This is a genomic window from Pseudofulvimonas gallinarii (genome assembly GCF_004343305.1).
Lineage (GTDB): Bacteria > Pseudomonadota > Gammaproteobacteria > Xanthomonadales > UBA2363 > Pseudofulvimonas > Pseudofulvimonas gallinarii.
Map to the genome: position 1 here is coordinate 104,678 of NZ_SMAF01000001.1, position 19,569 is coordinate 124,246.

The window sequence follows — 19,569 nt, forward strand, 5'->3', positions numbered from 1 at the left end:
CGTTGCGCCCGCGTTCATGCCGGCGGCCGCGCTTGTACTAGGCTGGCCCGACCCATCGAACCTGGAGACGCGCCATGATCCGCAAGGCCACCGCGACCTGGACCGGCAACGGCAAGGAAGGCAAGGGACGTCTGGACACCGCTTCGGGCGTACTCGACCAGACCCCTTACGGTTTCAACAGCCGTTTCGAGGACGGTCCGGGCAGCAACCCCGAAGAACTGCTGGCCGCCGCCCACGCCGGCTGCTTCACCATGGCGCTGGCCTTCCAGCTTGAACGCGCCGGTTTCGCCGCCGAGGAACTGCGCACGGAAGCTGCGGTGTCGCTGGGCAAGGATGGTGACGGCTTCAGCATCAACCGTTCGGCGCTGACGCTGACGGCGCGCGTGCCGGGCATCGACGCGGCGAAATTCGACGAACTGGCGCAGACCGCCAAGAGCGGCTGCCCGGTGTCGAAGCTGTTCAATGCCGAGATCACGCTGGACGCGAAGCTCGCCTGAGCGGAAATTTTCGCGGACATCTTGACCGCGACGACACTCCTGCCTAGACTTCGCAGCCCACCTCACGGCGGGCGGTTAGCTCAGCGGTAGAGCACTGCCTTCACACGGCAGGGGTCGTAGGTTCGAACCCTACACCGCCCACCACAGGTGACAGCAACGGCCCTTTCGGGCCGTTTGTCGTATTCGGGGGCCGCTGCCGTTGCGCGACAGGCGCCGGCTCGCCAAGCTTGCCGCTCCCGACCGACCCATGACCGCGTTGATATCGTCCACGGAAACCCCGCTGGTGCAGCACCCCTGGAGCGCCGACGACGAGCGCTGGATGCTCCGTGCCCTGGAACTGGCCGCGCAGGCGGAAGCCGAAGGCGAGGTGCCCGTGGGCGCGGTCCTGGTCCGCGACGGCGAATGCATCGGCGATGGCCACAACCGCCCGATCGGCGCGCTCGACGCCAGTGCCCACGCAGAGATCCAGGCCCTGCGCGCCGCCGGAGCACACGCCGGGAACTACCGCCTTCCGGGATCGACGCTCTATGTGACGCTCGAACCCTGTGTGATGTGTGCCGGCGCGATCGTCCATGCGCGTGTCGGCCGCGTGGTGTTCGGCGCCGCCGACCCGAAGACGGGCGCCGCCGGCAGCGTTTTCGACACATTGGTCAGTCCGCTGCACAACCATCGCGTGCAGGTGCAAGGCGGGCTGTTCGCCGACCTCGCGGGCGACCAGTTGCGTCGCTTCTTCCGTGCCCGCCGTTGAGCCGCCTCAGCCTTCCCGGCTGAAACGGTCCAGTTCCTGGTGGAGGGCGCGCACCGCCATTGCCGCTTCGCGATAGAGGAACAGGCAGGCGAGCAGGACCAGCGTGACGCCGGCGACGGCCAGGGCGGTTGGCAGGTGCACCAGCTGGTTGCCGAGCGCGCTGTCCGCGGCAACGGCCAGGCTGCTGCCGACGAACGCGGCCAGGGCGAGGTAAAGCAGGCGGCAGGCGGCGAGTATGAGCTGGCAGCGCGCGCGCTGGCCGGCAATGTGCTGGCGCAGGAACCGGCTGCGTTCCGGCAAGGTGTCGGCTGCTTCGCATTCGCGCATCAGCGTGCGCATGCGATCGACGACGCGTGCCAGCCGGTTGTTTCCCGACTGCAGTAGCGAGCCGGTGGCCGTCATGAACAGGGCGGGCGCCAGCATCGACAGCAGGATGGCGTACTGGCCGGCATTGCTTCCGAACATGGGGTCCTCCCGGCAGCTATCATTCGCACCGCAGACGACGTGGACGCGGCATGAGCAAGCATAACGACAACCTGATCTGGCTGGACCTCGAGATGACCGGTCTGGAGCCGGATCGCGACACCATCATCGAAATCGCCACGCTGGTCACCGACAAGGATCTCAACATCCTTGCCGAAGGTCCGGTGTACGCCATCCACCAGCCGCTGGTCCGGCTCGAGGCAATGGACGACTGGAACCGCAACCAGCACGGCCGTTCGGGCCTGTGGCAGCGCGTCGTCGAATCACCGCACGACATGACGGCGGCGGAGCAGGGTACGCTCGCATTCCTGCGCGAATGGACAGTGGCGGGCAAGTCGCCGCTGTGCGGCAACACGATCGGCCATGACCGCCGTTTCCTGGCCCGCTACATGCCGCGCCTGGAACGCTGGCTGCACTACCGCAACCTCGACGTCTCCACCGTGAAGGAACTGGCGCGACGCTGGGCACCCGAGGTGGCCGATGCCGGCAAGAAGACCTCGGCACATACCGCACTCTCGGACATCCGTGATTCCGTTGCCGAACTGCGCCACTATCGCAACCATTTCCACGCCTTCATGGCGCCGCCGCCGGCCGCCACATGACAGCACGCCCCGGCTGGCCGGGGCGTGTTGTATCGATCCTGCAGACGGATACGCCGCTTACGCGTTGCGGCGTCGCGCCAGTCGCAGCCAGGTGTCGACGACGGTATCGGGATTCAGCGACACCGACTCGATGCCCTGGTCCATCAGCCATTCGGCCAGGTCCGGATGGTCGGACGGGCCCTGGCCACAGATGCCGATGTATTTGCCGCGCTCGCGGCAGGCGCTGATCGCCATCGACAGCAGCTTCTTGACCGCTTCGTTGCGTTCGTCGAACAGGTGGGCGATCAGGCCGGAGTCGCGGTCAAGGCCCAGCGTCAGCTGGGTCAGGTCGTTCGAGCCGATCGAGAAGCCGTCGAACAGGTCGAGGAACTGGTCTGCGAGCAGTGCATTGGACGGCACCTCGCACATCATGATGATCTTCAGGCCGTTCTCGCCGCGACGCAGGCCGTTCTCGGCGAGGATGTCAATGACATGCCTCGCCTCGTCGACGGTGCGCACGAAGGGGATCATCACCCAGCAGTTGTCCAGACCTATGTCGTCGCGCACGCGCTTGACCGCCTGGCACTCCAGCGCGAAGCAGGCACGGAACGCATCGTCCACGTAGCGGCTGGCGCCACGGAAACCGATCATCGGGTTCTCTTCGTGCGGCTCGTACTTTCGGCCGCCGAGCAGGTTGGCGTATTCGTTCGACTTGAAGTCGGACAGGCGCACGATGACGGGGTGGGGCGCGAACGCCGCCGTCAAGGTGGCGATGCCTTCCTTGAGGCGGTCGACGTAATACTCGACCGGATCGTCGTAGCCGGCGATGCGATCGAGGATGGCGGCCTTGATGTCGGCCGGCTGTTCGTCCAAAGCCAGCAGCGCGTGCGGATGCACGCCGATCTGCCGTTCGATGATGAACTCCAGCCGCGCCAGGCCGATGCCGCGATGCGGGAGCATGGCGAAGTCGAAGGCGCGCTCGGGGTTGCCGACATTCATCATGATCTTCAGCGGCGCTTCCGGCATGCGGTCCACTTCGGTCTCGCTGCGTTCGAAAGGCAGGATGCCCGCGTAGATGAAACCGGTATCGCCCTCGGCGCAGGACACCGTCGCTTCGCTGCCGTCGGCAATGGCGGTGGTCGCGTTGCCGCAACCGACGACGGCCGGAATGCCCAGTTCGCGCGCGATGATCGCCGCGTGGCAGGTGCGGCCGCCGCGGTTGGTGACGATGGCGGCGGCGCGCTTCATCACCGGTTCCCAGTCCGGGTCGGTCATGTCGGTGACGAGGATGTCGCCAGCCTGCACGCGGTTCATTTCGGCGATCGACTTCACCACCTTGGCGACCCCCGTGCCGATGCGCTGCCCGATGGCACGGCCTTCGCAGACGATCTCGCCGCGACGCTCGAGGTGGTAGCGCTCGATCGTGGTCGAACGGGCACGCGACTTCACGGTTTCCGGGCGCGCCTGGACGATGAACAATTCGCCGGTCACGCCGTCCTTGGCCCATTCGATATCCATGGGCCGGCCATAGTGCTGCTCGATGATCAGCGCCTGGCGGGCCAGTGCCTCGACTTCCTGATTGCTCAGGCAGTAGCGGCGCGACCGTTCGGCCGCAACCGGCTCGATGCGCACGCGCTCGGCCGAGCCCGGTTCGGCGTAGACCATCTGCTGCTGCTTCGCGCCGAGCGTGCGACGAAGGATGGCCGGCTTGCCCTTCGCCAGCGTCGGCTTGTGGACATAGAACTCGTCCGGATTCACGGCGCCCTGGACCACCATTTCACCGAGGCCGTAGCTGCCGGTGATGAAGACGACGTCCCGGAAACCGGACTCGGTGTCCAGCGTGAACAGCACGCCGGAGCAGGCCAGGTCGGAGCGCACCATCTGCTGGATGCCCGCAGAAAGGAAAACGTCCTCGTGCTTGAAGCCATGGTGGACGCGATAGGCGATGGCGCGGTCGTTGTAAAGCGACGCGAAGACATCCTTCACACGCTGGACGACTGCATCCTCGCCCTGGACATTGAGGAAGGTTTCCTGCTGTCCGGCGAACGACGCATCGGGAAGGTCCTCTGCGGTGGCCGACGAGCGCACGGCGACGGCGACTTCGGCACCGGCGCGTTCGCACATCTGGCGGTAGCCGTCCCGGATCGCGCTGTCGAGGTCGGCCGGCAACGGCGCGTTGACCACGAATTCGCGGATTTCCTTGCCCACCTTCATCAGCGCTTCGACGTCGTCGACGTCAAGCGGCGCCAGCAGGTCGGCAATGCGCTGCTCCAGGCGGGAATCGGCCAGGAAGCGCTGGAAGGCCGCCGACGTGGTCGCGAAACCACCTGGCACCGAGACGCCGGCACCGGCCAGGTTGCCGATCATTTCACCCAGCGAGGCGTTCTTTCCGCCCACCTTCGTCAGATCGGACAAGCGCAGGCGATCCAGCCACAGAATCAGCTCGGACAAGGGAAATCTCCTTGAGAAAGGCAAAACGGCACGCTCGGGCGCTTATGATGATGCGGCGCAGCGTCCCGGGCAAGAAAATCCCGCCGGACGGGGCGATTCCGGCCACAGGGAGAACGCGAAATGAGGCGACTGGTTTTCTATGTTTCCGACGGCACCGGCATCACCGCCGAAACCATCGGCCACACCATCCTGACCCAGTTCGAAGGGGTGGAATTCCAGACCGTCCGCATTCCCTTTGTCGATACCGTTGAACTGGCCCGGATGGCGGTCGCGAAGATCGAGGCCCACGTCCGCAGCAGCGGCCTGCGGCCCATCCTGATCAGCTCGGTGATCAATCCGGACATCACCGCCGTGCTCAGCGAGAGCGGGGCACTGGTTCTCGACGTGTTCGCGCCATTCATCGCGCCGCTGGAAGACGAACTTGGCATGCAGCGATCGCCGCGCGTCGGCAAGGCGCATGGCCTGGTCAACTTCGACGAATACGAGGCGCGGATCAACGCCACGAACTATGCACTCAGCCACGACGACGGCATAGACGTGAACTATGCAGAGGCGGAGGTGATCCTGGTCGGCGTCTCGAGGTCCGGCAAGACGCCGACCTGCCTGTACCTTGCGCTGCACTACGGCATCCGCGCCGCCAACTATCCGCTCACCGAGGAAGACCTGGAAAAGCAGGAGCTCCCGCATCGGCTGCTGGCGTACCGCGCCCGACTGCACGGTCTCACCATCGACCCGGTCCGCCTCGCACAGGTGAGGGAAACCCGTCGTCCCGGCAGCCGCTATGCAAAGCCCGAACAGTGCCGATGGGAAGTCGCTGCCGCCGAAAAGCTGATGCGCGTCGAGCGCCTGCCCTGGGTCAGCACGACCAATTCCTCGATCGAGGAGATCGCCAGCAAGATCCTCAGCGCGCTGGATATCCAGCGACACATGTACTGAGCGGGGCAGGGTGGTGCGCCGCGCCTGCACTCGCGTATGCTGGCCGCATGACGACCTTGCAGCTGTCCCCCGAACGCCTGCTTTCCCGGCGCTTCGTGTGGCTCATGGACCTGTACGAAGAGAACTTCAACCGTCTCGAAAAACTGTTCAGTCCTTCCACGTTGGTGCCGGACCGCTACCGTTCCAGCGTGCACGACGGTTTCGATGTGCTGCTGGAAATCGTCGAACGCCATGCCTACACGACGGAAGTGCGCCTGAGTTACGACCTGCTGGATCCGGCGACCGGCCTGCATACGCCTTCCGCCATGCTGCGCATCTATGCGGACGCCCGCGTCGCCGAGGCCACGCATTGCCTGCCGGGCCGCCAGCTGGTTGACGTGCTGGGACCTTTCCCCGCCGCGCGCACGGTGGTCGAGCATCGCCTGCGCATGAATACCTTCCTGAGCCGCTGGCTCGATTACCTGTCCGGGCACGGCCACGGCACGCATACGCTCATGATCGATGGTGCCGCGGCTGGCGCCGATCTGGCGGCGGGCGAGGAGGCAGGGGCAGTTCCGGGGGGCTGAAAATGGACGAAAACGCGGCACCGGGTTCAAGTTGATCACAAACTTTCCAGTGCAAGTCACGCAGTCCAAAGGAATTTCAAAAGACGTGTTGACGAACCCGGACGACGTCGGTATTCTGCGCGTCCCTCGTGTGGGGCCATAGCTCAGCTGGGAGAGCGCTACAATGGCATTGTAGAGGTCGACGGTTCGATCCCGTCTGGCTCCACCAACAGGTCAAATCTCAAGAATTCAAGGTCTTAGCTCCTCGTTAGCGATATTTTTCGCTGCGTCCCCATCGTCTAGAGGCCCAGGACACCACCCTTTCACGGTGGATACAGGGGTTCGAATCCCCTTGGGGACGCCATCTTTTCAAGCGCTTGTGGGCGCTTTTTCAAGAAAGATGCAGTCTCCGGCAACTGCCGGACGGATGCCGGTGTGCATGGATGCACACCGGCATTTTTGTTTCTGGATCCGATCGAATTTCCAGATGCCAGGCGGGCAGGGCATGCCGGAACGGCACGCCGTCGCCGCCAGCCGCTCTTACCGCGGCGTGAGCTTGAGCAGCCAGCCGCCGCCCTGGCGGGTGCCGTCTTCCAGCAGCCAGATCGCGCCGTCCGGACCCTGTTCAACCTCGCGGATCCGCCGGCCCATGTCGAAACGTTCGGCCTCGCGGGCGCTGTCGCCATCGAACTGGATGCGCACGAGCGACTTCGACGACATGCCGCCGATGAAGCCGGAGCCGCGCCAGTCGGCGAACGATTCCCCGTCGTAGATCATGAAACCGGCCGGCGAGATCACCGGTGTCCAGGTGATCACCGGGGCATTGAATTCCGGTCGCGTTTCATGGTCGGGAATCGGCGTGCCGTCGTAGTGGTCACCGTTGGAGACCAGCGGGTAGCCATAGTTGGCGCCACGCTGGATCAGGTTCAGCTCGTCGCCGCCCATCGGGCCCATCTCGTGCGCCCACAAGCGACCGTCGCCATCGAAGGCCAGGCCCAGGATGTTGCGATGGCCCAGCGACCACACCTGCGCCGCCACTTCGTCCTGGTCGGCGAAGGGATTGTCCGCGGGAACGCTGCCGTCGTCGTTGAGGCGGACAATCTTGCCCAGGTTGCTGGCCATGTCCTGCGCCGGATCGAACTCCTTGCGTTCGCTGGAACTGATCCACAACTTGCCGTCGCCATCGAAGGCGATCCGGTAACCGAAGTGGCCATCGCCGGACTTCTTCGGCACCTGGCGCCAGATCACCTGCAGATCATCCAGGCTGCCGGTGCCGCTGTCGTCCAGCGCCAGCCGGGCGCGCGCGACGGCGGAACCGAGCAGGTCGCCCTCGCGCTCGGCGAAGCTCAGGTACACCACCTGGTTCTCCGCGAAACGCGGGTGCAGGACGATGTCACCCAGCCCACCCTGGGCGACATGCGCTACTTCGGGAACGCCGACGATGCTGCCGCGGGTATCGCTGGCCGGGTCGTACAGATGCAGCGTGCCGGCCATCTCGGTGACCAGCATGCGGCCATCGGGCAGGAAGGTCATCGCCCAGGGCGAGTCGAACCTCGTCACCTGGGCGATATCGAAGGCGTCGGTCCGGGCGGGTGGGGTGGCCGTGGCGTCGGCAGCAGGAGCGGCCGGGGCAGGGGCCGGCACTGCCTCCGGCGTTGTTGCCGGTGCTGCCGGAGCCGGATCCGGCGCCTTCGAGCACGCGGCCAGCAACCCCAGGGTGATGGCGGCGGCCAACAGATTTCGGTGCGCGTTCAAGACGACTCCTTGATGCATGGATGCGGGGATTGGCCCGACTACCATAGCGTGAACCACCGGCGCCGCGTCACCGCCGGTCAGTCCGCGCCCATGCCGCCATCAATGCGGTACTGCGCACCGGTAATGAAGCTGCTTTCGTCACTGGCCAGGAACAGCACCAGATTGGCGATGTCTGTCGACTCACCATAGCGACCCAGCGGAATCGCCTTCTCCAGCTGCGCCTTCGCCGCCGCGGCATCCTTCGGATCGAAGCCCGCTTCCAGCGAGCGCATCATGCGCGTATTGACCGGCGAAGGGTGCACGGAGTTGACGCGCACGTTGTGCGCCGCCGCTTCCAGCGCCGCCACCTTGGTCATGCCCGACAACGCGTGCTTGGAGGTCACGTACGGAAGCACGCCGGCGCTGCCATCCAGGCCGGCCACCGACGAGGTGTTGATGACACTGCCCGAACGCTGCCTGTACATGTGCGGCAACACGTGGCGCAGGCCCAGGTACGTGCCGCGGACATTGATGGCGATCACCTTGTCGAACATGGAGAGCTTCTGCTGCTCCAGCGGTGCGACATCGCCCTCGATGCCGGCGTTGTTGAAGAACACGTCGATCCGGCCGAAACGCTGGATGGTCGCCTTCACGTAATTTTCCACCTGTGCGTCGTCGCTGACATCGGCACGTACCACCAGGACCCGGTCGCCGCCGTCCAGCTCTCGTTGCGTCGCGTCCAGCGCCTCCTGGTCGATATCCACCAGCACCACCGATGCGCCCTCGTCGAGGAACCGCCGCGCCGTGGTCTTGCCAATGCCGCCGCTGCCACCGGTGATGATGGCGATCTTGTCCTGAAGTCGTTTCACTGCCGAACTCCTTCTGCTGTGCACGCATGGAAAGCGTGAATACCCTAACACTAGCGCTTGATCGGTGAACGTTCCGGAAGTGCTGGCGGGTGGTCCGGGAACCTTCGCGCGATCACATCCGTCAAGGTGGGACAGCGATTGAAGGGCTGTCATGTGTTCGATAACATAATAAACATTATGCGAAGTCGTGTGGTCCGCAAATGGCCCTACAAGATCAAGCATTGCTGAAGGCCCTTTCACACCGGCTGTGCCCGGATCTCCGTTACCGGGCTGACGGCGGCTGGCACTTCCAGTCCTGCGACGGATCGTCCGCCCAACCGCCCTCAATCTGGTAGATCAACTTGCCGGACAAGCAGCGCTGGCCTGGCTTCAACGCCCGATCAGCGGCGCGCCTGCGACGCTACCTCTCGGTCCACTGCCTTTGTGCGCCGACGCGCCGTTGCGTCGTCTAGTTGATCACCCGTGCGGCGTGCATTGCCTGCCGTTGCACATGCCAGAACAGTGAATTGCGATCATGGCGGCGCGAACCCGACAAGCCCTTCGGGTGAATTGTCGTGCCGCGAAGTCCCCACCAGCCGACGAAGCACCGTGCGCTGCACCAGCAGTTCGAAAGCCAGCACGCACAGCGCGAGCGTCGCCACGATCGATAGGGCCAGTTTCGCCGACCAGTGCCAGGGCAGATCCATCAACCGGTACTGGATGGCGAGCAGGACAGGAAGATGGGCGAGATAGATCCAGTAGGAGGCGCCGGCCAGATAGCGCATGACGCGGTTCGACCGCTCAAGCAACATTCGCCCCAGTGCCACGCAGGCCACCGTCATCCACACGCTGATCGTTGCTTCAAGAAACGCGAGGAACAGGTGGCCGGCGCTGAGCGTCGCCACCCTGCCCGATCCATCCAGTATCCACACGAAGGTCGCATACAGGACCAGACTGGCTGGCAGCAGCCAGACGACATGGCGCTGCATTCTTTCGATCAGCAGCGGATGCTGCTGTATCACTGCGCCGAGCAGGAAGAACGCGCCGAAGTAGCCGATCGCCCAGAACTGCGGCAGCAGGCTTTCCGGCGCCGGGTGCGGAACCGGCATGGCGGCCAGCGACGGCAGCACGATCAACGGCATGCCGACCAGCAGCCATAGCGGCGGCACTGCCGCCAACCTGGCCATCAAGCCACCGGGGCCGAGTGCGCGCGCCACCCAGGTGAGAACGCAGAACAGCAGCAGGTAGTAAAGGAACCAGAGGTGACCGGTTCCCGGCGGCATCGACGGCAAAGGTCCCATGGCCAGCAGGTCGCGGATGAAGCCGAGCAGCGGCGAGGGATGCGCCACGGTCCGCGCCGCGTGCAAGGTGTCGGCGCTGATCGCCATGTGCACGATCGGGAGAAATAGCAGGAACGGAATGCCGACCCGGACCCAGCGGCTGCGCAGCATCCCGCCGATCCCCTTCCGCTGCACCTGCAGCGCCGTGAAGAAGCCGGCCACCACGAAGAACAGCGGCATCCGGAACAGGTGCAGGAACCAGATCGGCAGGTCGACCCAGGCCGAGTTGGAGCGGTCGGCCGTGGGAAAGAACGCCTGCGCAATCGGGCTGTATGCGAGCGCGGCATGGAAGAACACGCCCGCCAGCATGGCCAGGGCGCGCAGATTGTCCATGGAATGGAGGCGCTGGTTGGACTGCATGGGCCTTTCCTCGGGACAAGCGGAGCCGTGCGGCAGCACATCGTGCGGCCGCCAGTGGGCGGTGTGGGATCAGTAGAACGTCGGCTTGCGGCAGTGGGCGATGGTCGTGTACGCGAGGACCCCGATGCCGACCACCACCTGCACCGCAAGGATGGCGACCGCCGGCGTGGTCCAGACAACCGCATCCCTGGATATGTTGTCCGCGATCGACGGAATCTGCCCGAGCACCATCATGAAGGGATTGATCAGCACCATGCTGGAGATCATCGCGAACGTGTTCCAGCCCTCGGATTCCACGACCGTGGCAATCGAAAGGGACACGCAATAGGCAAGAAAGATGTACCCGAATATCAGCAACCCGTAAACGACCAGACCATCCGGCAGCGGCGTCAGCAGGACAACAGCGATGGCGCCGCCGGCGATGATGAGGAACGGCACGCCGAAGGTCACCAGATTCCCGATCAGCTTGGCGACATGGAAGTCCATCGGTGTAACCGGCAGGCTCATCACGAATGCCAGGGTGCGTTCCTTGCGTTCGACGATCAGCGAGTTGGAGATCGCGAAGCAGGCGGTGCTGACCAGCACGATGATGAGCACCAACGAACCGACGTAGAAACTCCAGCGTTGCGCCATGCCCAGCAGGCACAGCGCGACGATGCCGCCGGCGACATACAGGGCCAGCTGCTTCTCGAACAGCTGCCAGTCCTTGGCGACCAGCAGCTTGACCAGGGGAACGTTGATGTCGAACCGGTTCATGCCGTCTCTCCTGCCCGCACGGTGGTAATGAAAATGTCTTCCAGGCTCATCGGGTGCACGGTGCGCACGTCCAGGCCCTGCCCTTTCAGGCGTCCGGCCAGGTCGTCACTGAAATCCCGGATCTTGAGTTCGAGTACAGAGCCACTGCGGCGCAGCGCGGCAATCTGCGGCCAATGCGCGAGGTCCGGTGTCCAGTCGCCCTGGCAGACCATGCGCCGCCAGCGATCGATGAACGACTCCTTGTCGCAGGACGCCAGCATGCGACCTTCGTGCAGGAAGGTAATGGTATCGGCGAGCTGCTCGATGTCATGGGTGTTGTGCGAGGAAAACACGACGCTGCGATCCCCGTCGCGCAGAACGTCGGAAAGGGCCTCGAGAACTTCCACCCGCGCCACCGGATCGAGGCCGGTCGTCGGCTCGTCCAGCAGCAACAGGCGCGGGCGTCGCGCGAGGTTGAGCAACAACAGCGCCTTCACGCGCTGGCCGTGCGAAAAGCCGTCGAGCAGCTGCTCCGCGCGCAGCGCGAAGCGCTTCAGCAGGATGCCGGCATAGCTTTCGTCCCAGTCCGGATACGCCCTGGCAATCAGGTCCATGTGCCAGCGCAAGCTGCGCTTGCGGTACAGGCGCATGTCCTCCGAGGCGAAGCCGAGCTGTCGCTTTGCGGCCACCTGCTCGCGCGGAAGCGAATGGCCGAGCACTTCGACCGTGCCGCTGTCCGGTGAGCTGATGCCGGCGAGAATGCGCAGCAGCGTGGTTTTGCCGGCGCCGTTGACGCCGACCAGACCCATGATCTCGCCTTCGGCAAGTGCCAGATCGATGTCGTGCAACTCGAAATGCGGATAGCGCTTGCCGAGACCGGAAACGGAAAATGCGGCAGTCATGTAGCGGATCCTTCAAGGGGGTTGTCGGGCGACGCGGCAGCGGCGTCGAGAAGTTCGTGCAAGGCCTTGCGCGTCAGGCCCAGGCGGCCGGCGCAGCGCATGGCGTCAGACAGGTGCGACTCCAGTTCCGCCAGCAACAGCGCCCGCGGCGCCTCGATGGATTCCGAGACAAACGAGCCCTTGCCCTGCCGGGTGACGATGACGCCGTCACGCTCCAGTTCCTGGTAGGCGCGCTTGACGGTGATCACGCTGATGCTGCTTTCGCTGGCCAGCTCGCGGATGGACGGCAGGGCCGTTCCGGGCGGCCAATCGCCGGCCAGGACCTTTGCCACGATCTGATCGATGACCTGCTGGTACATCGGTGTCGGATCGCTGGCGGAGAGAAAGAGTGTGGGTGGCATTCCTGTGAACCTACTGTGTCTTCACAGTATGCACAGTAGTCACGGTGAACGCAAGTCACCCTGCCTACCCGCACAAGATGATTGAGGTCAGGTACTTGCCTTGCGCGTGCGATGTTCGCATCACCTTCGGCGAGCGCCGAACGAAAAATCAAATCCTGCGCCGCCACAGGCGCTAAGATGCCGGGACCACGCAGTTTCGTGAGGCGTCTGGCCGGACCCCCGCCGCCGTTTCGTCCACGCGCGTCGCGCCTTCGACGGCCGACCCGTCATCCCGGCAGCCGACAGTGTCGGCCGGCTGCACGGCAACAGCGGACCCGGTGTCCGCACGGAGATCATCCATCAACACGCTCGATGCCGGTGACGCGCCGGTCACCAGCCGCCCTGCCCGCCCTGCCGGAAAGGCCGATTGTGCGCGCTGCGATGCGGTGTGCTGTCGCCTGACCGTTGTCCTGCAACGCGAGGACCGCATTCCTGCGCATCTGACCACGTTCGATGAGCACGGTGTCGAGCAGATGGCCCGTGGCGAAGACGGCTGGTGCGTGGCCCTCGACGCGGCACGCATGTGCTGCTCGATCTACAACGAACGGCCATCGGTCTGCCGACGCTTCGTCATGAATGGCCCCTACTGCCGCGAAACCCGCCGCATGTACTACGCCCCTGACGACCGCGCAACATTCCCTTGCGCGTGGAATAAGCAGCCGCCGATGGTGGCTCTGGATGTCCACGGCCAGGCGACGCACAACGCCTGGCTGTCCCCCCTGCACGCACTTCCACCGACCACAAGGATCGACTGATGTCACGTGTCAATGAACCTGGGCTGGTGCTCCACCTGTACCCGGCCGAACTGTTGCGTTTTGGCGCCAGCCATACTTCCGTTGCCGATGATGCGGTCACCGCCGAGCACTTTTTCCTGTGCCTGTTCACCGACGCGCGCGAAGGCCTGTGGACGCCGATGCATGTCACTCGCGGGCTGGACCGCCTGCCCATTCCCGAGAAGGCCAAGAGCGGCCATGCGCGCTGGACACGCGGGCCGTCCTACTATTCGCCTGCCGATCTGTGGCGGATTCCGCACAAGGCGATCCAGCGCACGCAGCCGCCGGCCGGCAACCGGTCCGGCACCCATGCCCCCAATCGTGTGGCTGCGCAGTGGCTGCCCGCCCGATCGGACTTTCCGCCCACGCCTGCGTGACGAAAGCCGACCGGTTTCTGCTGGAATGCAACGACGTTATCCTGCGCTTGCCGGTTCTGCCCGGTGCCCTGCCGGAGATGACGCATGAGCAGCCACGAGCCACGCATCGATGCCTACATCGAACGCCAGGCGGCATTCGCCCGGCCCATCCTGGAAGAACTGCGACGGCGCGTTCACAGCGCCTGTCCGCAGGTCGATGAGACGATCAAGTGGGGCGCCCCGGCCTTCACCTACCAGGGCAAGCTGCTGGGCGTGATGGCCGGGTTCAAGCAGCACGCCGCGTTCAATCTCTGGCATGGCAAGCAGGTGGTGGATGCCGATGCGGCCGCGCAGGAAGGCATGGGCCAGTACGGACGACTAGAAACGCTGAAGGACCTGCCCGGCAAGCGCGAGACCACGCAACATGTGCGCGCCGACATGGCGCTGATCGAAGGTGGCGCCACCGCGGCCAGCGGACGCACGCCGAAACCGCCGCCGGAACTGCCCGCTGATCTGGGCAAGGCGATGCGTGGCAACAAGCCTGCCCTCGTCGCCTGGAAGGCATTCACGCCAGGCAAGCAGCGCGAATACAGTGACTGGATCACCAGCGCCAGGACCGAAGACACCCGTGCCCGGCGCGTCGCGCAGGCGGTGGAATGGATCCAGGAAGGCAAGTCGCGGCACTGGAAGTACCAGAACTGCTGAACGCCGCCGCGAGCGCTGTCGCCACCGCACCATCCCCATCCCCGCGGTCTTGTAGGCGGGTAGCTTGCTGCCCCCTGCGGCCGCCAGGCCGCTTGTCGGCATCGCCGCACAACCCCAACCCCTCATGCCCGCGAAGGCGGGCATCCAGAAATCCGGATACCTCGTGGCACGATCACGGGATACCCGCCTTCGCGGGTGTGACGGTGATTGGTTGGCCGCCGGCAACAGCCCCGCATCGGCAAAGTGCGCGCGCAGCAATCTACGCAGCTGCCAAAGCGAAAAGCGCCACCGCCACAGTCTGTCCCGGGTTCGCTGCGCCCATCCGCGCGAATCGTCCCAATGATGCGGCAGCGGTGCAGTCTTTCGCGGTGCAGGCGTTATGCTCCCGATCCGGCGGAATCATCCGCGAGCCGGAACGACCATGAGCCCAGACAGCGCCACCGACGATCTCTCCATCCTGCGCAACCGCACCTTCGACGAACTGGCGATCGGCGAATGCGCCAGCATGGAGCGCACGCTGACGGCGCAGGACATCCAGTTGTTCGCGGTGATGTCCGGCGACCTCAATCCGCAGCACCTGGACCCGGAATTCGCCGCCTCGACACGCTTCCACGGCGTGATCGCGCACGGCATGTGGGGCGGCGCGTTGATCTCGGCATTGCTGGGAACCCGCCTGCCCGGCCCGGGAACGGTCTACCAGGGCCAGACACTGCGATTTCTTGCCCCGGTGCGGCTGGGTGACCGGTTGAGCATCCGCGTCCAGGTGCGCAGCAAGAATGCCGACACGCAGGCGGTGGTGCTGGCCTGCACCGGCATCAACCAGAACGGCGAGACGGTGATCGAAGGCGAAGCAGATGTCATCGCGCCCAGCGAACGCATCGAGCGGCCGCGCAGCGCCCTGCCCGACATCAGTGTCGACAACGGCGGCGACAATGGCCTGGAGCGCCTGCTGGCACATGTGCGGCCGCTGGAGGCGGTGCGCGTGGCGGTGGTGCATTCCTGCGATGTCGCCAGCCTGTCGGCAGCGATCGACGCCCGCGATGCCGGCCTGATCATCCCGGTACTGGTGGCACCGCTGGCCAGGCTGCGCGCTGCCGCCGACGAGGCTGGCGTGTCGCTGGACGGCATCGAGATCATCGATGCGCCGCACAGCCATGCCGCCGCCGCACACGCCGCCGGACTGGCCCGCGACGGCCATGTCGAGGCGTTGATGAAGGGCAGCCTGCACACCGACGAACTGGTGTCGGCGGTGATCGCCGCGTCCGCCGGCCTGCGCACCAAACGCCGCGTCAGCCATTGCTTCGTGCTGCAGACACCGCACTACCCGCGTCCGTTCATCGTCACCGACGCCGCGATCAACCTGGCGCCGGATCTGCAGCAGAAGGCCGACATCATCCGCAACGCCATCGATCTGGCACACGTGATCGGTGTCGCCGAACCGAAGGTGGCCATCCTTGCCGCAGTCGAAACCATCAGCCCGGCGATGCCGGCGACGCTGGATGCCGCCGCGCTGTGCAAGATGGCCGACCGCGGCCAGATCACCGGCGGCGTGCTCGATGGCCCGCTGGCCTTCGACAACGCGGTATCGATGGCCGCGGCACGCACCAAGGGCATCGACTCGCCCGTGGCGGGCCAGGCCGACATTCTTGTCGTGCCCGACCTGGAAAGCGGCAACATGCTGGCCAAACAGCTGATCTACATGGGCGAAGCGGCCAGTGCCGGCATCGTGCTGGGCGCCAGGGTGCCGGTGATCCTCACCAGCCGCGCCGATTCGCGGCAATCGCGCATCGCCTCCTGCGCCATCGCGCTGATGCTGGCGCACCACTATCGACAGTCGCCGCCATGAGCTTGGTGGCCACAGACCGTTACCACACCCGCGGCGATCTGGTCCTCGTGCTGAACTGCGGTTCGTCGAGCATCAAGTTCGCCCTGTTCGATGCCGGCCAGGTGCCGCTGCCGAAGGCGCCGGTGTGGAACGGCAAGGTGCAGGGTATCGGCGGGCCGGAGCCGACTTATGGCGAAACGGGCATGACGCCGGAGCGCGTGGAACTGGATGCCGGACACCCCTACCGCGCCGCGCTGGCGCGCATCCGCCTGGGCGTGGTCGCGCGACTGGGCGGACGCCGACTGGCGGCGGTGGCGCACCGCGTCGTCCATGGCGGCAACCGCTATTTCGAACCGGTGCGCATCGACGCCGGGATCCTGGCCGACCTCAAGGGCTACATTCCGCTGGCCCCGTTGCACCAGCCGTTCGCGCTGGAAGCCATCGACATCCTGCTGCGCGACCGCCCTGACCTGCCGCAGATCGCCTGTTTCGACACCGGCTTCCACCACACGATTCCCGATGTCGAGCAGATCCTGCCGCTGCCCTGGGATGCCTGGCAGCGCGGACTGCGCCGCTACGGGTTCCATGGCCTGTCCTACGACTACATGTCGGTCGCCCTCCAGGAACGATACGGCGATCTCGCGCGCGGGCGGACCATCGTCGCGCACCTGGGCAGCGGCGCCAGCCTCTGCGCCATGCAGGATCTGCGCAGCGTGGCGACGACGATGGGATTCTCCGCATTGGACGGCCTGATGATGGGTACGCGCACCGGTGCGCTCGACCCGGGCGCGGTGTTGTACCTGATGGAGATCGAGAAGCTGTCCCTGCAGGAGGTCGGGCAGCTCCTTTACCATCGCTCCGGCCTGCTGGGCGTGTCCGGGATTTCGTCGGAACCGCGGGTGATCGTGCGTCATGAGAACGACCAGGGTGAGTCGGGCGATCGCGCGCGGATGGCACTGGCGCTGTTCGTGCGCCGCGTCGTGCGCGAAATCGGTGCACTGGCGGCCGTGCTCGGCGGGCTGGACCTGTTGGTGTTCACCGCCGGCGTCGGCGAACACAACGCCTTCGTGCGCGAAAGGGTTTGCAACCACCTGGCATGGCTGGGCATCGATCTGGATGTTGCGGCGAACGACGCCAATGCGGCCGTGATTTCGGTCCCGGGCAGTCGCGTCCGCGTTGGTGTCGAACCGACCAACGAGGAATGGATCGCCGCCCGCCATGCTCTCGCCGTGCTCGAAACGGCGGCTGGAGCGGCAGCATGCTGAGCCTTCATCTGTGACCCGGCATGGAAGGCGGAAACTTCCGGGCTTTCAGCCTGCGAGCAGCCCGATCACCAGCGCATTGACCAGGTCGATGAAGAAACCGCAGACCAGGGGCACGATGATGAATGCCCTGGGGGCATTGCCCCAGGCGCGACTGACGGCCGTCATGTTGGCCACGGCCGTCGCCGTCGAACCCAGCGTGATGCCGCCGAATCCAGCACACACCACCACCGCCTCGTAGTCGCGTCCCATCGCCGGGAACACGATGTAAACGGTGTAGAGGACGACCATCAGCACCTGCAGGCCGATCACCGTCAGCAGGAAGAGCAGGTGTCCGTCCAGCATCCACAACTGCAGGCCCATCAGCGCCATCACGAGGAACAGTCCAAGTGCAATGTCGGACAGCAGCGCGATGCCCGGCTGCATGCTCGCCCAGTGCCAGACATGACCGGCCGGCGTATCGAAGACATCGGCGAGGCCCCGGATGATGATGCCGGCCATCAACACGCCGACGAACTGCGGCAGGTTGAGGCCGCCCAGCGAGATCAGCCACGACACTCCCTCGCCCAGCATCAGCGCCAGGTTGAGCCAGAACAAGGCAAGCAGTACGCCCCAGTAATCCAGCTGCAATCGCAGCTCCTGCCGGTGCGTCGCGCCGATTTCCAGTTCGCGGTCACGCGATGGCGGCACCCGACGCTGGACGATCAGCCAGCGGGCGATGGGGCCGCCGATACTGCAGGCGGCGAGCAGGCCCAGCATGTTCGCGGCCAGCCCCAGTTCCGCCGCCTGGGTGATGCCGAGCGTATCGACGAAATGCGGTGTCCAGGCCAGTGTCGTACCGACACCGCCGGTCAGCGCGATCGAGCCTGTCATCAGTCCGGCGCGCGCGTCCATGCCCCAGAGTCCGGCGACGCCCATTCCCAGCCCGTTCTGCAGCAGCATGAATACCGTGGCCAGCACCAGCAGCACGAGCATGGGTCGGCCGCCGTTGGCGAGCGTGCGCACGCGCGTGTTCAGTCCAATGGCCGCGAAGAAGTACAACAGCAGGATGTCGCGCGCCTGCAGGCTCAGGCTGACCTGGATGTCCGTGACCAGGTGAAGCAGGGCCACGAACATGGCGCAGAGCGCGCCGCCGGTCAGGGCGTCGGGAATGCTGTTCCGCTGCAGCCAGCGACTGCGGCGCGTCAGCGCCTTGCCAAGGAACAGCAGCAGAATGGCCAGCGTCAGGCTGGGCAGCACCGGTAGCTGCCAGACCGTGATCAGATCATCGCCCATCGGCGCAGTGAATGTCCGTCGTCATTGCGCCCGCCCGGGCGAGCACGGAGAACGGACCAGATGGCCTGCACCGGGGGACGGCAGGCGCTCTCCGACGGGCACCGCATCGGGTCGCCGCCATTACGAGGACGAAGCGTCGCCCATTCGGCTCTGCTGGTAGCGTTCGATCCCGATCATCCGGATCAGCTTGAACTGCTGCTCCAGCCAGTGCGTATGGTCTTCCTCGGTGTCCTTCAGCTGCGCGACGAGGATGTCGCGCGTGACATAGTCGCCGTGCTGTTCGCACAGGGCGATGCCTTTGGCGAGATGGCCCCGCACCGCGCATTCCAGGTCCAGGTCGCGTCGCAGCATCTCCTCGACCGTCCGGCCGGCCTCGAAGACGTTGGGGCGCATGTCGGGGACCCCTTCGAGGACAAGGATGCGGCGCACCAACGCGTCGGCGTGCTGGGTTTCCTCTTCCATCTCGTGGTTGATCCGCTGGTAAAGCGCGTCCAGACCGAGGTCTTCGTAGCGGCGCGAATGGATGAAGTACTGGTCGCGCGCCGCCAGCTCACCGCGAAGCAGGAAATTCAGGTAGTCGACGACTTCAGGGTGACCTTTCACTTGCCTTGGCTCCGGACCATGTCTGCGCTGGAGTTTGCCTGATTGGACGCCGGCGTGGCGTGATGCGAACGCTTCCGTTTCCGCTTCTCAGATCGCGCCGCCGGATGAACAGCCGGCCAACCAGCATCAAGGTTAGGGTGCCGCAGGCTACCGCGAATGCGTGTGATTCC

At 65.4% G+C, this 19,569-nt stretch carries 19 protein-coding genes, 3 tRNA genes and 1 pseudogene; 13 read left to right on the forward strand and 10 right to left on the reverse strand.

Annotated features, from left to right (window positions below; translation table 11 throughout):
• Window positions 1-74: 74 nt before the first annotated feature.
• The 3 genes from EDC25_RS00515 to tadA all read left to right on the forward strand — a co-directional run bounded on the left by EDC25_RS00515 (window position 75) and on the right by tadA (window position 1,245).
• Window positions 75-497, forward strand: coding sequence for an OsmC family protein (locus EDC25_RS00515; RefSeq protein ID WP_123521833.1), 423 nt, complete (start codon window positions 75-77; stop codon window positions 495-497).
• 69 nt (window positions 498-566) lie between these two features.
• Window positions 567-641 (forward strand) — tRNA-Val (locus tag EDC25_RS00520).
• Window positions 642-744: 103 nt separating this feature from the next.
• The gene (tadA, locus tag EDC25_RS00525; protein ID WP_123521832.1) at window positions 745-1,245 is read left to right on the forward strand and encodes a tRNA adenosine(34) deaminase TadA; all 501 of its coding nucleotides are present in this window, start codon (window positions 745-747) and stop codon (window positions 1,243-1,245) included.
• 6 nt (window positions 1,246-1,251) lie between these two features.
• Here the strand turns inward: tadA and EDC25_RS00530 are convergent, their stop codons facing one another.
• Window positions 1,252-1,710 carry a DUF2721 domain-containing protein gene (locus EDC25_RS00530; RefSeq protein ID WP_123521831.1) on the reverse strand — a complete coding sequence of 153 codons (459 nt, stop codon included), beginning with the start codon at window positions 1,708-1,710 and terminating at the stop codon, window positions 1,252-1,254.
• Between the two features lie 50 nt (window positions 1,711-1,760).
• Between EDC25_RS00530 and orn the strand changes: the two genes are divergently transcribed.
• On the forward strand, window positions 1,761-2,330 hold the full coding sequence (gene orn, locus EDC25_RS00535) for an oligoribonuclease (protein WP_123521830.1): 570 nt from the start codon (window positions 1,761-1,763) through the stop codon (window positions 2,328-2,330).
• 57 nt (window positions 2,331-2,387) lie between these two features.
• Here orn and ppsA read toward each other — a convergent pair whose 3' ends face one another.
• On the reverse strand, window positions 2,388-4,760 hold the full coding sequence (ppsA, locus tag EDC25_RS00540; RefSeq protein WP_123521829.1) for a phosphoenolpyruvate synthase: 2,373 nt from the start codon (window positions 4,758-4,760) through the stop codon (window positions 2,388-2,390).
• A gap of 120 nt (window positions 4,761-4,880) precedes the next feature.
• Here ppsA and ppsR point away from each other — a divergent pair, with 120 nt between their 5' ends.
• The 4 genes from ppsR to EDC25_RS00560 all read left to right on the forward strand — a co-directional run bounded on the left by ppsR (window position 4,881) and on the right by EDC25_RS00560 (window position 6,605).
• The gene (ppsR, locus tag EDC25_RS00545; RefSeq protein WP_123521828.1) at window positions 4,881-5,696 is read left to right on the forward strand and encodes a posphoenolpyruvate synthetase regulatory kinase/phosphorylase PpsR; all 816 of its coding nucleotides are present in this window, start codon (window positions 4,881-4,883) and stop codon (window positions 5,694-5,696) included.
• Between the two features lie 47 nt (window positions 5,697-5,743).
• Window positions 5,744-6,262 (forward strand): DUF1249 domain-containing protein, encoded by a 519-nt coding sequence (locus EDC25_RS00550; protein ID WP_123521827.1) that lies wholly within the window; start codon window positions 5,744-5,746, stop codon window positions 6,260-6,262.
• Window positions 6,263-6,394: 132 nt separating this feature from the next.
• Window positions 6,395-6,470: transfer RNA gene (locus EDC25_RS00555), tRNA-Ala, on the forward strand.
• A gap of 59 nt (window positions 6,471-6,529) precedes the next feature.
• Window positions 6,530-6,605, forward strand: a tRNA-Glu gene (locus tag EDC25_RS00560).
• Window positions 6,606-6,781: 176 nt separating this feature from the next.
• Here EDC25_RS00560 and EDC25_RS00565 read toward each other — a convergent pair.
• The 6 genes from EDC25_RS00565 to EDC25_RS00590 all read right to left on the reverse strand — a co-directional run bounded on the left by EDC25_RS00565 (window position 6,782) and on the right by EDC25_RS00590 (window position 12,561).
• A complete protein-coding gene (locus tag EDC25_RS00565) occupies window positions 6,782-7,996 on the reverse strand; it encodes a PQQ-dependent sugar dehydrogenase (protein WP_243695088.1) in 1,215 nt (404 codons plus the stop codon).
• A 77-nt stretch (window positions 7,997-8,073) separates the two neighbouring features.
• Entirely contained in the window at window positions 8,074-8,844 is a 771-nt protein-coding gene (locus tag EDC25_RS00570; protein ID WP_123521825.1) for an SDR family NAD(P)-dependent oxidoreductase, read from the reverse strand.
• Between the two features lie 512 nt (window positions 8,845-9,356).
• Window positions 9,357-10,523, reverse strand: a complete 1,167-nt coding sequence (locus EDC25_RS00575; RefSeq protein ID WP_123521824.1) for an acyltransferase family protein — start codon at window positions 10,521-10,523, stop codon at window positions 9,357-9,359.
• 69 nt (window positions 10,524-10,592) lie between these two features.
• Window positions 10,593-11,279 carry a hypothetical protein gene (locus EDC25_RS00580; RefSeq protein ID WP_123521823.1) on the reverse strand — a complete coding sequence of 229 codons (687 nt, stop codon included), beginning with the start codon at window positions 11,277-11,279 and terminating at the stop codon, window positions 10,593-10,595.
• Window positions 11,276-12,160, reverse strand: coding sequence for an ABC transporter ATP-binding protein (locus EDC25_RS00585; RefSeq protein WP_123521822.1), 885 nt, complete (start codon window positions 12,158-12,160; stop codon window positions 11,276-11,278). Before EDC25_RS00585 ends, EDC25_RS00580 begins: the two co-directional genes overlap by 4 nt.
• A complete protein-coding gene (locus EDC25_RS00590; protein ID WP_205984942.1) occupies window positions 12,157-12,561 on the reverse strand; it encodes a GntR family transcriptional regulator in 405 nt (134 codons plus the stop codon). The genes EDC25_RS00585 and EDC25_RS00590 overlap by 4 nt, the downstream gene beginning before the upstream one ends.
• 338 nt (window positions 12,562-12,899) lie before the next feature.
• Between EDC25_RS00590 and EDC25_RS14950 the strand changes: the two are divergent.
• The 5 genes and pseudogenes from EDC25_RS14950 to EDC25_RS00615 all read left to right on the forward strand — a co-directional run.
• A pseudogene (locus tag EDC25_RS14950) lies at window positions 12,900-13,211 on the forward strand (YkgJ family cysteine cluster protein); the annotation flags it as partial.
• Window positions 13,212-13,354: 143 nt separating this feature from the next.
• Window positions 13,355-13,750, forward strand: coding sequence for a hypothetical protein (locus tag EDC25_RS00600; RefSeq protein WP_123521820.1), 396 nt, complete (start codon window positions 13,355-13,357; stop codon window positions 13,748-13,750).
• 84 nt (window positions 13,751-13,834) lie between these two features.
• On the forward strand, window positions 13,835-14,434 hold the full coding sequence (locus EDC25_RS00605; protein ID WP_123521819.1) for a YdeI/OmpD-associated family protein: 600 nt from the start codon (window positions 13,835-13,837) through the stop codon (window positions 14,432-14,434).
• A gap of 421 nt (window positions 14,435-14,855) precedes the next feature.
• Window positions 14,856-16,280 carry a bifunctional enoyl-CoA hydratase/phosphate acetyltransferase gene (locus tag EDC25_RS00610; protein ID WP_123521818.1) on the forward strand — a complete coding sequence of 475 codons (1,425 nt, stop codon included), beginning with the start codon at window positions 14,856-14,858 and terminating at the stop codon, window positions 16,278-16,280.
• Window positions 16,277-17,524, forward strand: a complete 1,248-nt coding sequence (locus EDC25_RS00615) for an acetate/propionate family kinase (RefSeq protein WP_123521817.1) — start codon at window positions 16,277-16,279, stop codon at window positions 17,522-17,524. Before EDC25_RS00610 ends, EDC25_RS00615 begins: the two co-directional genes overlap by 4 nt.
• Before the next feature lie 45 nt (window positions 17,525-17,569).
• Here EDC25_RS00615 and gltS read toward each other — a convergent pair whose 3' ends face one another.
• Window positions 17,570-18,796, reverse strand: coding sequence for a sodium/glutamate symporter (gltS, locus tag EDC25_RS00620; RefSeq protein WP_123521816.1), 1,227 nt, complete (start codon window positions 18,794-18,796; stop codon window positions 17,570-17,572).
• Between the two features lie 120 nt (window positions 18,797-18,916).
• Entirely contained in the window at window positions 18,917-19,399 is a 483-nt protein-coding gene (gene bfr / locus EDC25_RS00625) for a bacterioferritin (protein WP_123521815.1), read from the reverse strand.
• Window positions 19,400-19,569 lie beyond the last annotated feature (170 nt).

Coding starts and splice junctions, on each gene's coding strand:
- EDC25_RS00515 (WP_123521833.1), top strand. CDS start 75: ATGATCCGCAAGGCCACCGCGACCTGGACCGGCAACGGCAAGGAAGGC.
- tadA (WP_123521832.1), top strand. CDS start 745: ATGACCGCGTTGATATCGTCCACGGAAACCCCGCTGGTGCAGCACCCC.
- EDC25_RS00530 (WP_123521831.1), bottom strand. CDS start 1,710: ATGTTCGGAAGCAATGCCGGCCAGTACGCCATCCTGCTGTCGATGCTG.
- orn (WP_123521830.1), top strand. CDS start 1,761: ATGAGCAAGCATAACGACAACCTGATCTGGCTGGACCTCGAGATGACC.
- ppsR (WP_123521828.1), top strand. CDS start 4,881: ATGAGGCGACTGGTTTTCTATGTTTCCGACGGCACCGGCATCACCGCC.
- EDC25_RS00550 (WP_123521827.1), top strand. CDS start 5,744: ATGACGACCTTGCAGCTGTCCCCCGAACGCCTGCTTTCCCGGCGCTTC.
- EDC25_RS00575 (WP_123521824.1), bottom strand. CDS start 10,523: ATGCAGTCCAACCAGCGCCTCCATTCCATGGACAATCTGCGCGCCCTG.
- EDC25_RS00580 (WP_123521823.1), bottom strand. CDS start 11,279: ATGAACCGGTTCGACATCAACGTTCCCCTGGTCAAGCTGCTGGTCGCC.
- EDC25_RS00585 (WP_123521822.1), bottom strand. CDS start 12,160: ATGACTGCCGCATTTTCCGTTTCCGGTCTCGGCAAGCGCTATCCGCAT.
- EDC25_RS00590 (WP_205984942.1), bottom strand. CDS start 12,561: ATGCCACCCACACTCTTTCTCTCCGCCAGCGATCCGACACCGATGTAC.
- EDC25_RS00600 (WP_123521820.1), top strand. CDS start 13,355: ATGTCACGTGTCAATGAACCTGGGCTGGTGCTCCACCTGTACCCGGCC.
- EDC25_RS00605 (WP_123521819.1), top strand. CDS start 13,835: ATGAGCAGCCACGAGCCACGCATCGATGCCTACATCGAACGCCAGGCG.
- EDC25_RS00610 (WP_123521818.1), top strand. CDS start 14,856: ATGAGCCCAGACAGCGCCACCGACGATCTCTCCATCCTGCGCAACCGC.
- EDC25_RS00615 (WP_123521817.1), top strand. CDS start 16,277: ATGAGCTTGGTGGCCACAGACCGTTACCACACCCGCGGCGATCTGGTC.
- gltS (WP_123521816.1), bottom strand. CDS start 18,796: ATGGGCGATGATCTGATCACGGTCTGGCAGCTACCGGTGCTGCCCAGC.